The 18,052-nt window shown below is 65.3% G+C and carries 17 protein-coding genes; 9 read left to right on the top strand and 8 right to left on the bottom strand.

Going from position 1 to position 18,052, the window contains the following annotated elements:
- Nucleotides 1-2 precede the first annotated feature (2 nt).
- The 3 genes from ABIA45_RS24320 (at nucleotide 3) to ABIA45_RS24310 (ending at nucleotide 4,013) form a co-directional block, all read left to right on the top strand.
- Nucleotides 3-794: an enoyl-CoA hydratase/isomerase family protein gene (locus tag ABIA45_RS24320; protein ID WP_404653971.1), complete on the top strand. Its 792-nt coding sequence runs from the start codon at nucleotides 3-5 to the stop codon at nucleotides 792-794.
- Between the two features lie 3 nt (nucleotides 795-797).
- Complete coding sequence (locus tag ABIA45_RS24315) at nucleotides 798-2,891, top strand: acetate--CoA ligase family protein (protein WP_404653969.1); 2,094 nt, start codon at nucleotides 798-800, stop codon at nucleotides 2,889-2,891.
- Nucleotides 2,892-2,993: 102 nt separating this feature from the next.
- Entirely contained in the window at nucleotides 2,994-4,013 is a 1,020-nt protein-coding gene (locus ABIA45_RS24310; RefSeq protein WP_404653967.1) for a tripartite tricarboxylate transporter substrate binding protein, read from the top strand.
- A gap of 52 nt (nucleotides 4,014-4,065) precedes the next feature.
- On the opposite strand, the gene ABIA45_RS24305 is transcribed toward ABIA45_RS24310, so the two are convergent.
- The 7 genes from ABIA45_RS24305 to ABIA45_RS24275 all read right to left on the bottom strand — a co-directional run bounded on the left by ABIA45_RS24305 (nucleotide 4,066) and on the right by ABIA45_RS24275 (nucleotide 8,580).
- Nucleotides 4,066-4,857: a phytanoyl-CoA dioxygenase family protein gene (locus tag ABIA45_RS24305; RefSeq protein WP_404653965.1), complete on the bottom strand. Its 792-nt coding sequence runs from the start codon at nucleotides 4,855-4,857 to the stop codon at nucleotides 4,066-4,068.
- A gap of 229 nt (nucleotides 4,858-5,086) precedes the next feature.
- Nucleotides 5,087-5,464 carry a BA14K family protein gene (locus tag ABIA45_RS24300; protein WP_404653963.1) on the bottom strand — a complete coding sequence of 126 codons (378 nt, stop codon included), beginning with the start codon at nucleotides 5,462-5,464 and terminating at the stop codon, nucleotides 5,087-5,089.
- A gap of 164 nt (nucleotides 5,465-5,628) precedes the next feature.
- Entirely contained in the window at nucleotides 5,629-5,892 is a 264-nt protein-coding gene (locus ABIA45_RS24295) for a hypothetical protein (protein WP_128264973.1), read from the bottom strand.
- A gap of 167 nt (nucleotides 5,893-6,059) precedes the next feature.
- Nucleotides 6,060-6,470, bottom strand: a complete 411-nt coding sequence (rnk, locus tag ABIA45_RS24290) for a nucleoside diphosphate kinase regulator (RefSeq protein WP_404653961.1) — start codon at nucleotides 6,468-6,470, stop codon at nucleotides 6,060-6,062.
- Between the two features lie 9 nt (nucleotides 6,471-6,479).
- Entirely contained in the window at nucleotides 6,480-6,965 is a 486-nt protein-coding gene (locus tag ABIA45_RS24285; protein WP_271539437.1) for a GreA/GreB family elongation factor, read from the bottom strand.
- A gap of 260 nt (nucleotides 6,966-7,225) precedes the next feature.
- Nucleotides 7,226-7,552 carry a hypothetical protein gene (locus ABIA45_RS24280; protein WP_404653959.1) on the bottom strand — a complete coding sequence of 109 codons (327 nt, stop codon included), beginning with the start codon at nucleotides 7,550-7,552 and terminating at the stop codon, nucleotides 7,226-7,228.
- Nucleotides 7,553-7,716: 164 nt separating this feature from the next.
- Nucleotides 7,717-8,580 carry a LysR family transcriptional regulator gene (locus tag ABIA45_RS24275; RefSeq protein WP_404653957.1) on the bottom strand — a complete coding sequence of 288 codons (864 nt, stop codon included), beginning with the start codon at nucleotides 8,578-8,580 and terminating at the stop codon, nucleotides 7,717-7,719.
- A gap of 99 nt (nucleotides 8,581-8,679) precedes the next feature.
- Between ABIA45_RS24275 and ABIA45_RS24270 the strand changes: the two genes are divergently transcribed.
- Nucleotides 8,680-9,987 carry an aspartate aminotransferase family protein gene (locus ABIA45_RS24270; RefSeq protein ID WP_404544291.1) on the top strand — a complete coding sequence of 436 codons (1,308 nt, stop codon included), beginning with the start codon at nucleotides 8,680-8,682 and terminating at the stop codon, nucleotides 9,985-9,987.
- Between the two features lie 21 nt (nucleotides 9,988-10,008).
- Nucleotides 10,009-11,619 carry a gamma-glutamyltransferase family protein gene (locus ABIA45_RS24265; protein WP_271539431.1) on the top strand — a complete coding sequence of 537 codons (1,611 nt, stop codon included), beginning with the start codon at nucleotides 10,009-10,011 and terminating at the stop codon, nucleotides 11,617-11,619.
- A gap of 62 nt (nucleotides 11,620-11,681) precedes the next feature.
- Here the strand turns inward: ABIA45_RS24265 and ABIA45_RS24260 are convergent, their stop codons facing one another.
- Entirely contained in the window at nucleotides 11,682-12,620 is a 939-nt protein-coding gene (locus tag ABIA45_RS24260) for a cobalamin biosynthesis protein CobT (RefSeq protein WP_404653954.1), read from the bottom strand.
- 182 nt (nucleotides 12,621-12,802) lie between these two features.
- On the opposite strand from ABIA45_RS24260, the gene ABIA45_RS24255 reads away from it, so the two are divergent.
- The 4 genes from ABIA45_RS24255 (at nucleotide 12,803) to ABIA45_RS24240 (ending at nucleotide 18,045) form a co-directional block, all read left to right on the top strand.
- Nucleotides 12,803-14,947 carry a GumC family protein gene (locus ABIA45_RS24255; RefSeq protein ID WP_404653952.1) on the top strand — a complete coding sequence of 715 codons (2,145 nt, stop codon included), beginning with the start codon at nucleotides 12,803-12,805 and terminating at the stop codon, nucleotides 14,945-14,947.
- Nucleotides 14,948-14,949: 2 nt separating this feature from the next.
- Entirely contained in the window at nucleotides 14,950-16,113 is a 1,164-nt protein-coding gene (locus ABIA45_RS24250; RefSeq protein ID WP_404653950.1) for a glycoside hydrolase family 5 protein, read from the top strand.
- Between the two features lie 56 nt (nucleotides 16,114-16,169).
- The gene (locus ABIA45_RS24245) at nucleotides 16,170-17,729 is read left to right on the top strand and encodes a hypothetical protein (protein ID WP_404653949.1); all 1,560 of its coding nucleotides are present in this window, start codon (nucleotides 16,170-16,172) and stop codon (nucleotides 17,727-17,729) included.
- A gap of 97 nt (nucleotides 17,730-17,826) precedes the next feature.
- On the top strand, nucleotides 17,827-18,045 hold the full coding sequence (locus tag ABIA45_RS24240) for a hypothetical protein (protein WP_271539421.1): 219 nt from the start codon (nucleotides 17,827-17,829) through the stop codon (nucleotides 18,043-18,045).
- The last annotated feature ends 7 nt before the right edge of the window (nucleotides 18,046-18,052 follow it).

Below are 18,052 nucleotides of genomic sequence, written 5' to 3'. Positions count from 1 at the left end.
CCATGTCCGATCAGCTCATCGAATTTTCCGTCGAGGCCGGAATTGCGACGATCGCATTCAACCGGCCGGACCGGCGCAATGCCATGAGCGACGAGATGCGCGGCGAGTTCTCAGGCGCGCTCGAAACCGTGTCCCGCGACAAGGCAATCAAGGCGCTGGTGCTGACCGGGCGCGGCAACGCGTTCTGCGCCGGCGGCGACATCAGCGGCATGAAGCGCCGGCTCGAGGCGCCGCAGGGCGAAGTCGCATTCAACGGATGGAGCCGCCAGCAGGGCGTGCATCACGTGCAATCGCTGCTGCTGGGCCTGCCGAAGCCGACGATCGCCGCCGTCAACGGCGCCGCGGCGGGCCTCGGTGCCGACATCGCGCTCGCCTGCGACTTCGTCATGGGCACGGAACGATCGAAATTCACCTGGTCCTACATCAAGCGCGGCTTGATTCCCGACGGTGGCGGCCTGTATTTCCTGCCGCGTAGGGTCGGGCTTGCCAGGGCCAAAGAGCTGATCTTCACCGGCCGCGTCGTCGAGGCCGACGAAGCGCTCGCGCTCGGCATCGTCGATCGCAAGGTGACTGCGACCGAGCTGCTGTCGGCCGCACAGGCCTGGGCGGCGGAACTGGCTCACGGGTCCGCCACGGCGCTCGCGCTCGGCAAGAAGATCCTGAACGAGACGTTCGAGCATTCCGCGCACGACATCTTCAATCTCGGCAGCCAGGCGCAGGCCATCTGCTACACCAGCGCGGAGCATCGCGAGGCCGTGGCGGCGTTCCTCGCGCAATCCTCGGCGAAGGGTTGAGCGATGAACGCGATCGAACGCCTGATCCGGCCGCGCAGCATCGCCGTGATCGGTGCATCGGCGGACCCGAGCAAGACCTCGGGGCGACCGGTCTCCTATCTTCGGAAACACGGCTTCGCGGGTGCGATCTATCCCGTCAATCCCAAGGTCAAGGAAATCGGCGGTCTCGCCTGCTACCCCGACATCGCCTCGCTACCTGATGTGCCCGACGTCGGCCTTGTCCTGCTCGGCGCCGAATGGGCCCACGTCGCGGTGCGCGAATTGTCCGCGCGCGGTGTTGCCGCGGCCATCGTTCTCGCCAGCGGCTTCACCGAAATCGGCGCCGAAGGCGCCGCGCGCCAGCAGCAGCTGATGCAAGCCGCCGGATCCATGCGCCTGCTCGGGCCGAACACGATCGGCCTCGTCAATCTCACCGACAACATCGTGCTGTCCGCCTCCGGCGCGCTGGCCATGGACCATTTCCCGGCAGGTCCGGTCGGACTGGTCTCGCAGAGCGGAGGTATTCTCGGCGCCATCTTGTCGCGCGCCGCGGCGCGCGGGGTCGGGCTGTCGAAGCTGGTGTCGACCAGCAACGAAGCCGATCTCGATCTCGCCGATTTCATCGACTTTCTCGCCGACGACAATGCGACCAAAGTCATCGCGCTCTATATCGAGGCGATCCGCAACCCGGCCCGCTTCCGCGAAGCGGTGCTCAAGGCGCGAGATGCCGGCAAGCCAATCGTCGCCTTCAAGATCGGGCGATCGGAAGCGGGCGCAAAGGCGGCAATCTCGCACACGGGCGCGCTCGCAGGCTCCGACCGCATGTACGACGCCTTGTTCAGGCAGCTCGGCGTGATCCGCGCGAAAACCTTCGAAGACCTGCTCGACATTCCGGCAGCGCTTGCCGCAGGACGGAAGCTCTCCGGCCGGCGCGTGGCGATCCTCACCTCGACCGGCGGCGCCGGCACTATCGTGTCCGACAGTCTGGGCGTCGCAAGCTTCGCAACGCCCGCTCCCGGCCCGGATACTGCCGCGCAACTCCGAGCTCTGCAGTCGGGATCGCACGCCATGCTCGATCGCAACCCGATCGACGTAACGCTGGCCGGCCTGCAGCCGGATCTGCTGCGCGCCGCAATCCGCATCCTGCTCGCAAGCCCGTCCTATGATGCGCTGGTCGTCATCGCTGGCTCGTCAGCCGTGGGATCGCCGGCGCTGATGGCCGACGCCATCCACGATTGCCTGCCGCTCAGCGACAAGCCCGTCATTGCCTATGTGAGCCCTCACGCGCCCGACGCGGTCTCCGTCCTCACGCAGCGAGGCGTTCCCGCCTACACCTCTGCCGAAAGCTGCGCCGCTGCGCTCGACGGCTTGTTGCAGGCCGGAATGCCGGAGCAGGTCCAGACGTCCGGCTCGGCTGCGACGGTTGTCGAAATCGCCGATCTCCCGGCCGGATCGCTGGACGAAGCACAGGCCAAAACCTTGTTCGCCCGCTTTGGTATTCCGATCGTGGCAGAGCAAGTGGTCGCAACGGCTGGAGAGGCGGAACGGGCTGCGCGAGACTTCGGCGGCAGAGTCGTGCTCAAGATTCTCTCACGCGAGATCGCACACAAGAGCGACGTCGGCGGCGTCGCGGTCAACCTGACAGCCGAGAGCATTGGCGGCCGGCTCACGGCGATGGCCGACGAAGTCGAGGCAGGGACCGGGAAGCGACCCGAGCAATTCCTGGTTCAGGAGATGATTTCAAGCGGCGTCGAAATCATTCTCGGGATGTACCGTGATCCCTTGGGCGTCGCCATCCTTCTCGGCATGGGCGGCGTCGCCGCCGAGCTGTTCAAGGACACGACGATGCGCCTGCTGCCGCCGAACGGCGGTCTCGGCCTCGCCGAGGCGCGCGCGATGGCGCGCGATCTCGTCACATGGCCGTTGCTGGACGGTTTTCGGGGCCGACCGAAATGCGATGTCGAAGCGCTCGCAGCAGCGATCGTCGCTTTCTCGCAGATGGTCGCGCAGCTCGGAGACCGGCTCGTCGAGGCCGAGATCAACCCGGTCTTCGTGCTGCCGGCCGGCCAGGGCGTGAAGGCGGCCGACGGGCTGGCTGTTCTCAACGCAAGCAAGTGAAGCCGCCGCACCGCCAAGAACCTGCAGAAAGGCGCGTAGCTGCGTTCGTCGAACACGACAAACCTCGTTGAATAACTCGACAAAACCGGATGGGAGGTCCGCATGGCAATCGGCAAGATCATCAGTCGCGACCGCGCTGCAGGAAGTAGCTGGCTGCGCTCCGCCATTCTCGTCTCGTCGGCGCTGCTGGTGCTGGCGGAATCGAGCGTTGCGCCGGCCCGGGCTGAGTATCCCGAGAAGATCATCAAGATCGTGGTGCCTTTCGCCGCCGGCGGCGGGACCGACATCGTTGCGCGGACGACCGCCCAGGAGATCCAGACGGACCTCGGCAAGCCCGTCATCATCGAGAACAAGCCGGGCGCCGGAACCATCGTCGGCACCCAGACGGTGGCGACGAGCGAGCCTGACGGCTATTCGCTGCTGCTGGCGACCTTCGCGCACGCGGTCAACCCGAGCCTCTACAACAAGCTGCCGTTCGATCCGCACAAGGATTTCGCGGCGGTCTCGCTGATCGCGCGGTCCTTCAATGTCGTCGTGGTCAACCCCGCATCCAAGATCAACTCGATCTCCGATCTGATCGCCGAAGCCAAGGCCAAGCCGGGCAAGCTCAATTTCGGCACGTTCGGCATCGGCACCTCGGCCCATCTCGCCGGCGAGCTGTTCAATGCCATGGCGAACGTCAAGATGACGGCGGTCCCCTACAAGGGGGCGGCGCCTGCGATCAGCGATCTCCTAGGGGGACAGATCGACGTGATGTTCACCACCGTGGCGAGTGCAGCATCGCTGGTGGCGGCGGGTCAGCTCAGGGCCTTGGCCGTCACCTCGGCCGAGCGTTCGGCCGCGTTCCCGCAACTGCCAACCGTTTCCGAGGCCGGATTGCCCGGCTACGCCGCCGAGTCCTGGTACGGATTGTACGCGCCGGCCAAGACGCCCGCTCCGGTGATTGCGCGCCTTACCCGGGCGATCGCGAAGGCCGTTCAGTCCGGTGCCTTCAAGCAGCTGTCGACCAACGAGGGCCTGATCATGGTCGGCAGCGCGCCCGAAGAGCTCGACCGCTACGTTCGGCAGGAGGAAGAACGCTGGCGCAAGCTGGTCAAGGAGGCGAATATCGAGGTGCAATAGCCTCGAATCCAGCAACATCCGGGACCGCCCAGCGGCCCCGGATGCCATCCCCCTACACCGTCAGCCCGCAAGCCCGCCGGATCGCGATCTGAACCGGCGAAGGTGGCAGCGCCGGATCGAACTCGCGCTTCGGCAGCAGCGGAGGCTGTGCCATGAAGCGCGGCTGTTTCCCGCGGTGGGGTTGCGCGGCATGAACCAGGAACGGGTGGCACAGATAGACGGTGCCTGGCTTGCCGGTCGCAAGTTCAACCTCGCAGTCCCTGGTCGACGCCCAGTCGCCGGCAGCAAGTTGCCGGAGCGTTGCGCCCGCCTCGCCATGGGGCAGTAGCTCCCGCGCGATGGCCGCATGCGAGCCTTTCCGGATTCGCGTGGGCGCATCGTCGTTTCCGACGTCCGAGAACAGGAAGAGCATCAGCAGCGCCCGGCCGCTGCTCTTCACATTGGCACGCCATTCCATGAAGTCGGCATGAGCGGTGCCAAAGCTCATGTCCACATGCCAGCCATCGTCGCCTGGCGATTGCGATGACGGGAAGCGGATCGCAAAGGTTCCGAGGCCCCTGGGCGCAAGCCAACGCCCTTCGCCGGCGAGCTGATCATAGGCCTTGTGCAGACGCGGCGTGTTCGCGGCTTCAATGAAGGGGGGCGTCGCTTTGGCGCCGACGCGGACAACGGGCAGGGTCCAATGTTCGGGCTCCCCCCGCGACAGGCCGATATCCGCCCACAGCTCGTCCCTGCATTGCTTGGCAAGGTCGGCGCTGAAGGCATTCTCGAGTTTGACGAAACCATCGTCGATGAAGGTCTGGACCTGACTTGGCGTCAGGTCAACCTGTTCGGTCTTGGGCATTGCACATCTCTCCGTTCGGCTGCCGCAGCGCGCGAAGCCGTTTGATCTGAGTGGCGCAGGAGCGCCGGAACGACGTTCTGCCGTTCAGATCAGCGGGAAGAATGTGGAGATGAACATCATGGCGGGAACGTATAACGCGGTGGAGCGCCGAATCAAGGCACACGCGCGGCTTGCGGAGCGCATGTCGAGCGTCGGCAGCCTCGCACCGAACGCGGAGGCTGCCGCAGGCTTATGCATGGGTCATGGGCAGGAGTGGGCGCAGACCATCGCGGCCCAGATAGGTCCCAGAGGCGGGATCGTAGGAGCGATAGCGCTGCGCACAATAGGAGGCGGCATTGGATTGAGCCTGGCTGTTGGCGATGGCGCCGCCGATGATCGCGCCCGCTGCGAGGCCGCCGAGGACGGCTGCGCCCGTGCCGTAATGGCGGTGATGGTGCCTGTGGCCATACCGATGACCATGTCCATGCCAGTGCCGGTACTGCACCTGTTCCACGCCGGAATCGGGGGCGGGATTTGCGATCGGCAGAGGTGCCGCGAGCACGGGTGAAGCCATCGAGAGCATCGCTCCAGCGGCCGCGAGGGCAACGAAAGTTCGACGCATCGTCATGTCGGGCTCCCTGTTGGTGAGGATGCGAGAGCAACGGCCGGTTGCGCGCTCCGTTCCTCCAGCGGGTGGCGAGCGTCAGAGGGTCGCAGAAAATGAAATGTTCGTAACGGTGCGTGCGGAGCGTCGCTACTGCCGTGCCCGTCGCTCGCGCAGGCGCTTCGTTACTATCTGTCCTCGCTATCCCGCCGGCGGAAGGGATCGGCGACATCGTCGTGACCGCTGCGGCTGCTGAAGAACATTAGCGCCATCAGCCCGCAGCCGACGAGCAGGGAAAAGAAGGCGCCAAGGCCAAGCGCGATCCAGCCATGCTTGTCCATCTCGACCCCGGCGCTGGCTCCCCAGACCGAGAATCCCCAAATGCCCGTGAGGATCAACATGGCTCCGAGAGCGACCAACAGCGCGACCTGGCCGGCACTCATGTTCTTCATGGCTGTTCCCATTGTCGTGCCCGACGAGGGGGCAATTGCGAAAAGCGCGCAGGCGTTTCTGTCACCACACTGACCTTTGCGTGGCCGCTGAGCGCGCACGGAACGCGCCCGCGGGCGCGTTCCTGCAAGGAGCAGGCCTATGCTCGGTCGGATTGCCGTTTCCTTTGTCAGGAGACGGCGAGAACGGTGAGCCCTCTCGTCCGCTTGTCGGGCGTCTCGAACTCGATCCGCTGTCCCACCGAGAGACCGATCAGGGCGGCTCCAACGGGCGTCAGGATCGAAATCTGGTTGAGCTCGATGTTCGCCTCGTGCGGATAAACCAGCACGATCTCCCGACTGGAGCCCGTCCCGTCATCGCGATAGATCACTCTGGAGCCCATCCGAACCACGCCGCTCAAATCGCTCTCTTGCGCGATCGTTGCGCGTTCCAGCTCCCGGGCCAGAAACTGGGCGACGCGGGGAAACAGGTCCATAGTCGAATTCGCAAGCGAGTTAAGACGCCGCGATTCCTCGTCTGCGATCTTGATCGGCGGCAGCGCTGACTGTTCTCTTCGGATCTCGGCTTCGAATTTCTGCATTTTATCCTCCTAGGCTGCGCTTGGTCCCGGGTCGTCATCGCACGGCCCTTTGCGCCGACTTGATCGGACGAGAGGGACGACGTTCGGGCTCGATTGGCTGACGCTCTGAACCCTGACGACGTTCAGACAGCCCGCGACCACGTACGGCATCTGATCGCCGACCTGCAGGCCGATCAAAGCGGCTCCCAAAGGTGTCAGCACCGAAATGCGAGCGGGATCCGACCAACACTCCTCGGGCCACACGAGGTGCACAGTGCGGCGCGGAACGCCCCAATTCGTGCAGAATGTGACCCATGATCCCACGGTCACCCGCGAATTGAGATCGTCCCATGTGTCCGGCACGATCTCGGCGCGGTTGATCTCACTGAGCAGGAAGATCCCGTCGAGATCGCCCCTTTGGGAGGCGCGGCAGGCAAGCTGTTCAAGCCGTGGATAGTCCGATGCGATGAGCTTGATTCTTGGAAGAGGCAGCACGGCACACTCCTTCTGCTTCAATACGACCTCTCAGACGGAGGTCACGAAAGCTGGAAAAGAGCCCGGACGGCGCACAGCGCCGTCCGGCTAACCGCCTGCTTGGAGGCGGCCGGCGTGAAGACTGAAACGCGCGGTGCGCGCGTCTATGTCGACGACATATGCCATGACATTCCGACTATAGTGATTCATTCCTGCGGTACCATTGCGGCGAAACCGCACAGCCGCGAGCAGTTGATTCTCCGCGGGCGATACGGCTCCAGCTGCTACGGCTACGAGGCTTTTCACCGCCGGCCCTGCTCGTCGATCAGGATGCGGTGGATCTCGATGCGCTCCGGCAGCTCGATCAGGAACTCCGCGTCGCGCGCGAGATGATGGACCTTGGTCGGCTCGCCCTTGGTGAAAGCGGTCATGGCCGCGATGTCGGCCCAGTAGGAGATGGTGGTGAACCACGTCTCCTTGTCGCGGTCCTCGCGCAATTGCTGCACACCGAGCGCGGTCTTTCGCAGCGGCGGGATGCCCTCGGCTTGCAGATAGGCCTGGTAGGCGTCGGCGAGGTCGCGGCGGGTACGGCCGCGCCAGATGCGGGCGATGGTCGGCTTGGTCGGCATGGCAGGATTCTCCTCGCTGCCGAACGCAATGCGGCGCTTCCCGTTCCAGCGTCCTCATGTCACGGCCACGACGCGGCGCCGGAACAGCTCGATCGCTATGTTGGGCAGGAGGGATCGCTGGCGCAAGCCGGTCAAGGACGCGCACATCGAGGTGCGACAGTTCACTAATCGATCTCCGCCTTGGTCTTCAGTCCGGGCAACACGGTGCGGACGTGCTCGGCCAGCGTCGTCGCCAGCAGCGAGGGCCTCGCCTCCGAGAATTCGAGCGCGATGCCGATGGTCGGAAGCAGGGGCAGTCCGGCCGACACGACGTGAAGATCGAACGGGACGGCGGTTCGCGTCAGGACGCTGATCGCATGACCGGACCGCGCGATCGCGATCAGGCCGGCGAGACTGTTGCTCGCGTAAGCGACCCTGTAGCGCCGATTGACCGCGTCCATCGCGGCGCAGGCGGCGCGGTAGTCCAGGCTCATCGGCGCCGCCAGCGCCAGCGGCAGCACATCCTGCGTCAGTATTTTCGGTTCGGCCTCGTTCGCGACCCAGACGAAGCGCTCCTCGCGGATCACCTCGCGCGCTCCGGCATCGGACAGCGAGACCAGCGCCATGTCGATCTGGCGCCGCGCCAGCATTGGGCGCAGCTCGGAGGTCGGTGCGCAGACCATGCGCAGCTCGACATTGGGATGCAGCGCGCAGAACCCCTTCAGCAGCGCCGGCAGGAAAGCGATCGAATAGTCCTCCGGGCAGCCGAGGCTCAGCGTCCCCTTGAGGCCCCCACCGCTCATGTCGGCCAGAATCTCGTCGTGCTGCGCCAGCAGCGTCTCGGCGTGGACGAGCAGTTTCTCGCCGGCCGTGGTCAGCCTCATGCCGGATCCGCTGCGGTGAAACAGCGACTGCGTGATCGTCTCTTCCAGCCGTTGCATCTGCATGCTGAGCGCGGACTGTGTCCGGCCAATCTGCAAGGCCGCCAGGCTGATCGAGCCCGTGCGGGCCACGACGACGAAATTCTTCAGAAGGGTGAGATCCAGCATCGACATCAAGAAGATTGATATCTAGATTGAATTATATCAATTAGCTTGAAGTCAAATTTTTGACTAGAGGTCAGAAGTCCCAAGCGCAGGTGGCTTGTCATGACCTTGAACGCCGATACCGATTTCTGGGCGTCCGCCAACACGCATCTGACCCGCTACGGCCCGAGTTTCGAACCCGTCATTATCGAGCGGGCGGCCGGCAGCTTCGTGTACGACGCCGATGGACGCGCCATCCTCGATTTCACCTCGGGTCAGATGAGTGCCGTGCTGGGGCACACGCACCCCGACATCGTCGCCACGGTTGCACGGCAAATGGGTGCGGTCGCTCATCTCTTCAGCGGCATGCTCTCGCGTCCGGTGGTGACGCTGGCCGAGCGGCTCGCTGCGCTTGCGCCCGGTCTCGACCGCGTGCAGCTGCTGACGACAGGCGCGGAAGCCAATGAAGCGGCGATCCGGATGGCCAAGCTCGTCACCGGCAGGCACGAAATCGTCGCCTTCGCGCAAAGCTGGCACGGCATGACCGGCGCGGCGGCGTCGGCGACCTACAGCGCGGGCCGGCGCGGTTATGGGCCGGCCGCGGTCGGATCGTTCGTCATTCCTGCGCCGAACGCCTATCGGCCGCGCTTCAGGAACGTCGACGGCAGCAACGACTGGCAGACCGAGCTCGACGATGCGTTCGCACTGATCGACAGCCAGTCCACCGGTAGTCTGGCGGCCTTCATCGCCGAGCCGATCCTCTCCAGCGGCGGCATTCTGGAACTGCCGCTCGGCTATCTCGCGGCCTTGAAGCAAAAATGCGAGCAGCGCGGCATGCTGCTGATCCTCGACGAAGCTCAGACCGGAATCGGCCGCACCGGGCACATGTTCGCCTTTGAGCGTGACGGCGTGGTGCCTGATATTCTCACGCTGTCGAAGACGCTCGGTGCCGGCCTGCCGCTCGCCGCGGTCATGACGACAAAGGCCATCGAGCAGGCCGCGTTCGAGCGCGGCTTCCTGTTCTACACCACCCATGTCTCCGATCCCTTGCCCGCCGCGGTCGGCGTCACGGTGCTCGACGTTGTCGCGCGCGACGGGTTGGTGGCGCAGGCAACCGCCAGGGGCAACAGGCTCCGGGATGGATTGCTGTCGCTGCAGCAAAAGTTCGAATGCGTCGGTGACGTCAGGGGCCGCGGGCTTCTGCTCGGTCTCGAAATCGTCGTCGACCGGCAGTCCAAGACGCCGGGGTTTGAACTCGGCGCGCGGATCATGGAGGAGACCATGCGTCGCGGTCTCAGCATGAACATCGTCAAGTTGCCCAGCATGGGCGGCGTATTCCGCATCGCGCCGCCGCTCACAGTGTCCGAGGCCGAAATCGATCGCGGTCTCGAGATCATGTCGGAGGCGATCCAGGCTGCGACGATGCACTGATCGGCGGAAGGCCTTTTCCGGATGCAACTCGCCAGGACATATGGGCGTCCGACGCTGTTCTCGCGGCACGGCATGGTCGCCGCCGCGCATCCGCTCGCGGCACAGGCCGGTGCACGAATCCTGATGCAGGGCGGCAATGCGTTCGATGCGGCCGTTGCCACCGCGGCCGCCCTCAATGTGGTCGAACCGTTCATGTCGGGGCTTGCCGGGTTCGGACTGGCCACGGTCTGGGTCGCAAGCGAGCAGCGCATTCGCGTGCTCGACTTCGCTCCGCCGATGCCCACAAGCTTCCCGGTCGGCAGATACACCAGCAGATTCGAGCTCGAGCGCGGTCCGCAGGCGGCCTCGACGCCCGGCAATCTCGCGGGCTGGTGCGAGCTGCTCTCGCGCTATGGACGCAAATCGCTTCCAGATGTCTTTGCGCCGGCGATCACGCTGGCGCGCGACGGCTTTGCGCTCTCGGACTTCGGTGTTGATGAGATCAACGAGCAGGTGCCGCTGCTCGAACCCTGGCCGCAGCTGCACGCCGCCCTGGTCAGGAACTATCTCCCGGATGGAATGCCGGTGAAGCTCGGCAGCATCGTCGCGCAGCCCGATCTCGCGCAGACTCTTGCCGAGATTTCCGAATCGGGGCCCGAGTATCTGTATGGCGGCAAGCTCGGCCGGCGGATCGTGGACTATCTCGCCACGCTCGGCGGCAGCCTGACGCTGGACGATGTCATCGCCGTCAAGCCGCATTGGTTCGATCCCCTGACCGTGTCCTATCGGGGGCTCGAGCTTCACGTCCCGGCGCAGCAATGCGGCGGCTTCCAGTTCGCCCTCACCCTCAAGATCCTTGAAGGCTTTGACCTCGGGCGTCTGCAGAAGGACGGCGCCGATCATCTCGATACGGTCTATCGCGCGATCCGTCTCGCCGCCGGCGAGCGCATCGCCCATGGCAATCTGGGACCGGATCAAGCCGCTGGAGCAATGTCCGACGCGACAATCGCGCGGCTTCGCCAGCGTGTGAGCGACGGCCGGCCGATCACGGGCCCGACAGAGCAATGGACGCCGCAGGATCGTGCCGATCCCGGCCACACCACCTCATTCTCGATCGCCGACGCCGAAGGCAATCTGGTCTGCATGACGCAAAGTCTCGGCAGCCCGTTCGGCAGCGGCGTCGTGGTGCCGGGGACCGGCGTTTGCCTCAACAATCATCTGCATTGGGCCGACGTGCAGCCGGGAAGCCCGAACCTCGCCAAGCCGGGCGACGCGTTGCCGGTGACGATGGCGCCGTCGATTGCGACGCGCGGCAGCCGTCCGGTGCTCGCGCTGGGGACGCCCGGCAGCTACGGCATCCCGCAAACCCAGGCCCAGGCTTATGTGCAGCACATCGAGTTCGGCCTTCCGCTGCAGCAGGCGATCGAGGCGCCGCGTTCACGGCTGTGGGACGGCCGCTTCATTCAGGCAGAGAACCGCATCGCGCCGGAGACCATCGCCGAACTGAAACGCCGCGGCCACGAGATCGAGATCTTGGACACCGGCTGGACCATGCTCTGCGGAGGCATGCAGGCCGTCGCGCTCGATCCGGTAACCGGCGTGATGACGGGTGCCGCCGATCCGAGGCGGGACGGGTATGTCATCGGCTTGTGAGCGGTAGCACATCGAGGCGAGCGCAGGCAGGCGCCGCTAATGCGCGCCGCGCCTGAATGCAACTAAGCGGACGGATGCAAGAGCCGGTTGATGAGCTGAACCAGGGTGCTTTCCAGCTCTTCAGGAGAGCTGATCGTGAGGCCCTCCTTGTAGTACTGCTCGACCGGATGGCCGATACCTATTGCGGCGAGCCTGATATCGCCGGCCTGCTCGATCTCGCCGATGACACGGCGCAAATGGCGATCCAGATACAGGTCGTCATTCTCGTGCAACGTGGAATCGTCGACCGGCGCGCCGTCGGACAGGACGATAAGGCATTTCTGTCTTTCGTCGCGCTGGCGCAAGCGCGACGCAGCCCATTCGATGGCCTCGCCATCAATGTTCTCCTTGAGGAGATCCCGCCGCAGCATCTCGGCACAATGTCGTGCGCTCAGCTTCTCTGCGGGGCTGCAATAGACGACATGCAGCAGATCGTTCAAGCGGCCGGGATAAGAGGGCTTGCGGTCGTTCAGCCATTTCTCCCGGCTCTGTCCGCCCTTCCAGCGTGCCGTCGTGAAGCCAAGCACTTCGTGGGTGACGCCGAGGCCGTCGAGCAAATCCGAGGCGACCAGTGCAGCCCTTGCTGCGAACAGGATCGGCTGTCCGCGCATGGATCCGGAATGGTCGATGAGCAGTGTCACGATCGTATCCGAAGGGGACCTGTCCCGCTGCTGGGTGGCGGCAAGGTCCGCGCGTCGTCCCGCAAGCTCCGCTTCGAGGTCGTACAGCGGTCCGGGGTCGACTTGCGGAAATCGCTCCGCTGAGCGGCGATCGGGCGACGCGGCCAGGACCGCATCCAGATCGCCGGCCTTGATCTCGAGGTCAAAGTCCTTTGTATAGGCCCGATAGGGCCGGCCGGGATCGAATGGGACCGGCGTCTGCCGGGACTTCCGCAGCGATGGCAGAAAGCTCAACGCCATCAGTACAACGAGCGCCGTCAGGAAAGCGTCACGCCAAAGCAAGCCGGCCTCCAGTGATCTCGATCGTCAAATACAGCAGCGTGGCTGGCTGCGTCTCGTTAACGAATCGTTCACCGCCCAAGACCATCCCAGCCCAGTCCAGCCGTAACCGCCGGTTAACCATGGATATTTACGGTGTAGCAAGCCCCTGAGCTATGACTGTCAGTTGATTTCGAGTCCAACCCATGGCGTTCGGTAGCCGCGCATCTCCGCGAAGCATCGCCCCGACGGAGCAAGCGGCTTCGTGGGAAGCGCCGCGCGCTGCGAAGGCGAAGCCTGACGCCGCCGCGCCGGGACTGACCAAGGGATCGCTGACCGTCTCCGGTACGCTGTCCTTTCTGCGCGAGAACGGCCGGCGCATCCTGACGCTGGCGCTGGCGCTGTTCGCCCTCGGCGTCGTCGCCCTGATGGTGCTTCCGGTCCGCTATGCCGCGACGGCCCTGGTCGTGCTCGATCCGCGCGAGCTGCGCGTGACCTCGGAGCAGGACGTGCTGCCCGGCATCGGCCAGGATGCCGCGGCGCTGCAGAGCCAGATCGAGATCGCCAAATCCGACGGCTTCCTCCGCCCCCTGATCGAGCAGCTCAAGATCGCGGACGACGAGGACATCGCGGGCGGTTATACCGACATGACGCGCCTGCTCGAACGATTCCGCAACCGCCTCGAGATCACCCGGCGCGGGCTGACCTACGTCATCGCGATTTCCTTCACCTCCAACCGGCCGGATCGCGCCGCCTACTACGCCAATGCCATCGCCGAGGCCTTCGTTGTCAGCCAGGGCCGCGTCCGCACCGAGGCGACGGACGAGGCGGCCGGCTGGCTCCAGGACCGGCTGAAGACGCTGAGCGAGCGCCTGCGCGCGTCGGAAGACGCCGTCGCCGCCTTCCGGCTCGAGCACAACATCGTCAATGCCGGCAAGGAATCCACCACGCAGCAATTGCGGGTGACCGACCTGACCCAGCAGGTCTCCGCCGCCCGCGCCCGCACCGAGGAGGCCAAGGCGCGCTACGAGCAGGTGCAGCGCGACGTCAAGGCCAATGTCGAAGGGCCGGTGAAGCAGGATCTCCTCAGCATGCTGCGCGCACAGCGCTCGGCGCTGAACGACCAGATCGCGCAGAAGAAGGCGGTCTATGGCGACCGCCATCCCGACCTTGCGATCTCCTACAGCCAGCTGGCCGACATCAACCGGCAGATCGAGATCGAGCGGAAGAAGAACATCGACACCGCCAAGTCCGAATACGAGGCCCAGCTCGAGCAGCAGAACGCGCTGGAAAAGCAGCTCAAGGCGGTCGAGACCAAGATGCTGCGCGACGGCCAGGCGCTGGTGAAGCTGCAGGAGCTGCAGCGCGACGCCGATGCCAACCGCAACATCTACGAGCAGTTCCTGTCGCGGTTCAAGACCACCAACGAGCAGCGTCAGCTGCAGGCCTCCCAGACCAAGATCGCCTCAATTGCCATTCCGCCGTTGCGCTCGACGCGCCCGCCGCTCGCCTTGCTGCTCGCGGCGCTGGCGATCGGCTCGCTGCTGACGTCAACCGCCGCCGTTGCGGTGACGACCAGCCTGTCCGCCGACAAACCCGAATCCGTTGAGGCGCCTGTCTCACGCGAAGCGGAGGAGACGCCCAACCGGCAAGTTTCCCCTCCTGCCGCCGCCGCGCGCCCAGCCGAGGCTATGCCCCGCCTTCCTGTCTGGGCCCGCATCCCCGAGCTGGCGCCAGGAGGCGGGTTCAACACGGTCTGGCAAAGACCGGTCAGCGCGTCGGCCGAGCTCGATCTCGGCCCCCACTTACGGCCGCTGCTCGAACGCATCGACCGCGTGCCGGTGCGCGGCTGCAAGGTCGCGCTAGTCTTGTCGGTCGGCAAGAGCGCCGGCGGCAACACGGTAGCGCGCTCCCTCAATCGTGCCGCCGTCAACCGCGGCATGATGAGCGTGCTGATCCGGCTCCAGCCGGAATTTGCAGGCACTCAGCCGCCGGTGACCGAATGGCAGGACGGCTCGACCACGGCGGGACTTCAGTCGATCGACGAGCTGCTCAGTGCCGGCCGGAAGCCCGATGCGCGGCCCGAGGACGATATCCGCTCGGAGTTCGACCTGATCGTCGTCCACGCCGGCAATCTCGCCTTGCAGCCCGACGCCATTGCGCTGGCTGCCCACGCGGACCTGATCGTCCTGGTGACGCGCGCCGGCGAGCTTGGTTCGTCGGCGATGCGCAGAGTGACCGCGGCGCTGGCGAGATACGCGGCGGTGCCGACCGGCCTCGTCGTCAATCACGTGCCCGCCGGTTCAATGGCGTCTCAGCCCGACGGTGGCGCTTTGGGCCTTGCGGTGTGACGATGACAGCGTTGCGCTGCCGTCTGCTGGCTGCGGCGATGCTGTTGTCGATCACGGTCGGTCGTCCGGTATTCGCCGAGGATTGCGTGCCACTGCCGTCGACGGTTTCGCCCGGGCGGCTTGCCGCGCTCTCGCGCGGCTTCAACGCCGACGGCTGGATCAACGGTGCGCCGCCGAGCCGCGCGCTGCTGCAGCAGCTGCGCAAGGCGGGCATGAGCCATGTCCGCCTGCCGGTGCCGGCGGAGCGCGTGATGCCGCGCTTTGCCGCAAAGGACGAGCGCGAGGCGACGCTGCGGATGCTTGACGGCGCATTGAAGCAGCTGACCTCGCTCGGCTATTCCAGCTCCGTCGACCTTCATCCGGGCGAGCGCTTCAATCGCCTGCACAAGGATGATCCGGATGCGGCGATGGGCGAGATGCAGGAGGCCTGGCGCGCGCTTGCAGGGGTCATTCGATCCTATCCTGCCGATCTAGTCTTCGCCGAGCTGCTCAACGAACCCGATACCGAAGCGGACAGATGGCAAAAGGAGGTCGAGGCGCTCGCCGCCTTCGTTCGCCGGTTGCTGCCCGCCACCACGCTCATCGTCGGCCCGGTCAACTGGCAGCGCGCGGACTCGCTGCCGCGGTTTCGTCCGCTGGCGGACCCTGACGTCGTCTACGCCATCCATTTCTACGATCCGATGGTGTTCACCCATCAGGGCCATTGGGACGCGCGCGATCCGCTGCACGACATCATGGATCTGCCTTATCCGATCGATGCCGGCGATCCCAAAGTTCAGGCGCTTCGGCAGGATTTGCAGGACAGGGCCGCGGTCAAGGCGCTCGCCATGCTCGATACCGCGATTGCCGCGGCCAGGGACAAGCCCGGAGCCGATCGCTGGCTCGCGCCCGCGCTTCAATGGCAGCGGCAATTTTCGCGGCCGATCGTCGTCAATGAGTTCGGCGTGTTGAAAGCCGGCGCCCCCCGGCAGAGCCGGTTGCGCTGGCTGGCGGAGGTCACTGACTATGCCCGCGCGCATTGCTGGGGCTGGGCCCATTGGGAACTGGCGCAAGGCTTTGGCCTCGTCGACACCGCAACCGGCAGGCCCGATCCCGACGTGATGCGGGCGCTGCTCGGCGCGCCCGGCCGGCCTGAACGGGCTCCCGCCGCGCGCCGCGATCGTTAACGGATCCTTACACCTCGCGCGGCTATCGTGTCCGGCGCGATGGCAAAGGACGATTGATGAGCGCCGGGTACTCACCGCAAGGCCAGAGCGTGCAGGCCGCGTCGTCGCCTCCGGCCTGGCGCGAGCTGGCCGCGACCTTCTGCATCGCCATCGCGACGATCAGCTCTGCGCCGGTTCTGCACCTCGCCAATCCCGCGCTGGCCATCACCATCGAGGTCCTGATCGGTATCGCCATCGTCGTTGCGGTCCCGACCTGGGCCCCGGCGGTCGCGATCTTCGTCCTGTTCTTCCAGAACCTGTTCGTCTCCATCCTGTCGCCGCTGGTCCCGCTCCCTTCCGATCTCGACTTCATCAAGGGCTACAATTTCCTGGTCTGCTCCGTGATGTGGCTGGCGACGTTTGCGCTCTACGTGCTGGGCCAGAGGAATCAGTCGAGGGAAATCAATCAGATCATGCGCTGGGGCGTCGTCACCCTAGCCGTGGTCTCGCTCTATTTCGCCATCGGCTTCGTCCAGGACGGGCAGCCGGCGGCGGTCTATTTGCGCAACATCGTTCTGCCGCTGTTTCTGTTTCAGCTGTCGTTCCTGACCGCGGCAACCTTTGAGGTGCGCATCACGCCGTTCCTGGTTGCGCTAGCGGTCATCCTCATGCTGTGCGGCTATGTCGAGCTCGTCTTGCGCGATGTCTGGCTGGCCGTCACCAACGGCCATACGTTCTGGGGCTTCGACGAGCTCAAGGCGACCCATTCCGGCGTCTGGGAAACCCAGATGCGGCAGACCGGCAACGTGCCCGTCACACTCAAGGATCGTTTCAGCTTCGACTTCCTGAACACGCCCTTGCTTGAAGGCTTCGGCCTGTCGAAGATGCTGCGCATTCACGGCCCGAACATGCACCCGATCAGCTTCGCCTACGGGATCGGCTTTCTCGCCCTGTTCCTGTTCTCGGTCGGACGCCCGCTGCTCGCCCTGGCAGCCCTGCCGCTGCTGGTCTTCTGCAGCGTGAAGGGGGCGCTCATCACCGTCATCTTCGTGGCTGCGGGCTGGATCGGGACTCGCCTCATCGGCGCCGTCGCGACATTGCTGCTGGGGTTCGCCGGGATGATCGCCTTTGCGATCCTGGCGATCCGCATCGGCCTGCAGATCGGCGACTATCACGTCATCGGCCTGATGGGAGGCCTCGACGGGTTCGTGCAGAGACCTTACGGCCGGGGCCTCGGCATCGGCGGCAATTTGTCGGACAGCTATTTTTCGATCGATTGGAGCGCTGCGCAGGCGGCCGGCACGATCGACGGCGCGGTCGAAAGCGCGATCGGCGTCCTCTTGTACCAGATGGGCATCGCGGCCTTCGTGCCGCTGGCCTTCTATTTCGCGATGGCGCTCAAGGCCTGGCGCCTGTACGCGTCGTCGGGATATCTGACGCAGGGCCTCGCCGGCTTCGGAATCCTGGTCGTTCTGCTCAACGGATTATTTCAGGAAGAGGCTCTGTTCGCGCCGCTCGCGCTGGGCCTGATGCTCTCGCTCGCCGGTCTCGTCATCGGCAGCCACGCGAGGGTGCAGAGCGTTGCCAACGAGGATGCCGAGCCCGCTGGGCTCACCCGCTACCAGCCGGCTGCGTGAGCTGCCGGCCTGCCGACGGTCCCAGTACGTGTCCATCCAGGAACTTCCGTTTTTTCCCGGCGTTGAACACGATCCGCACAAGCGGCCGACGGATGCGATGAAGAATTTTTCCAACGCCGAATTTTCTCCCGAGGTGATCGAGATCATGACGACCGCGCTGGAAGCTGCCGTTGCGACCCTGCCGGATCCCGTGCATTCCTCGCACGTCAACGCGCTCGCCGAATCCATCCTGCGCACCGCCGGCGCCGGCGAGCGGAACGTCTCCAACCTGCAAAGAATCGCCCTGATGGAGCTGCAACTGGCGCCGCGCAAATGACGAGGCG

Source organism: Bradyrhizobium sp. USDA 336 (genome assembly GCF_044908355.1).
GTDB lineage: Bacteria > Pseudomonadota > Alphaproteobacteria > Rhizobiales > Xanthobacteraceae > Bradyrhizobium > Bradyrhizobium yuanmingense.
This window is presented reverse-complemented; position numbering and strand designations above follow the sequence as displayed.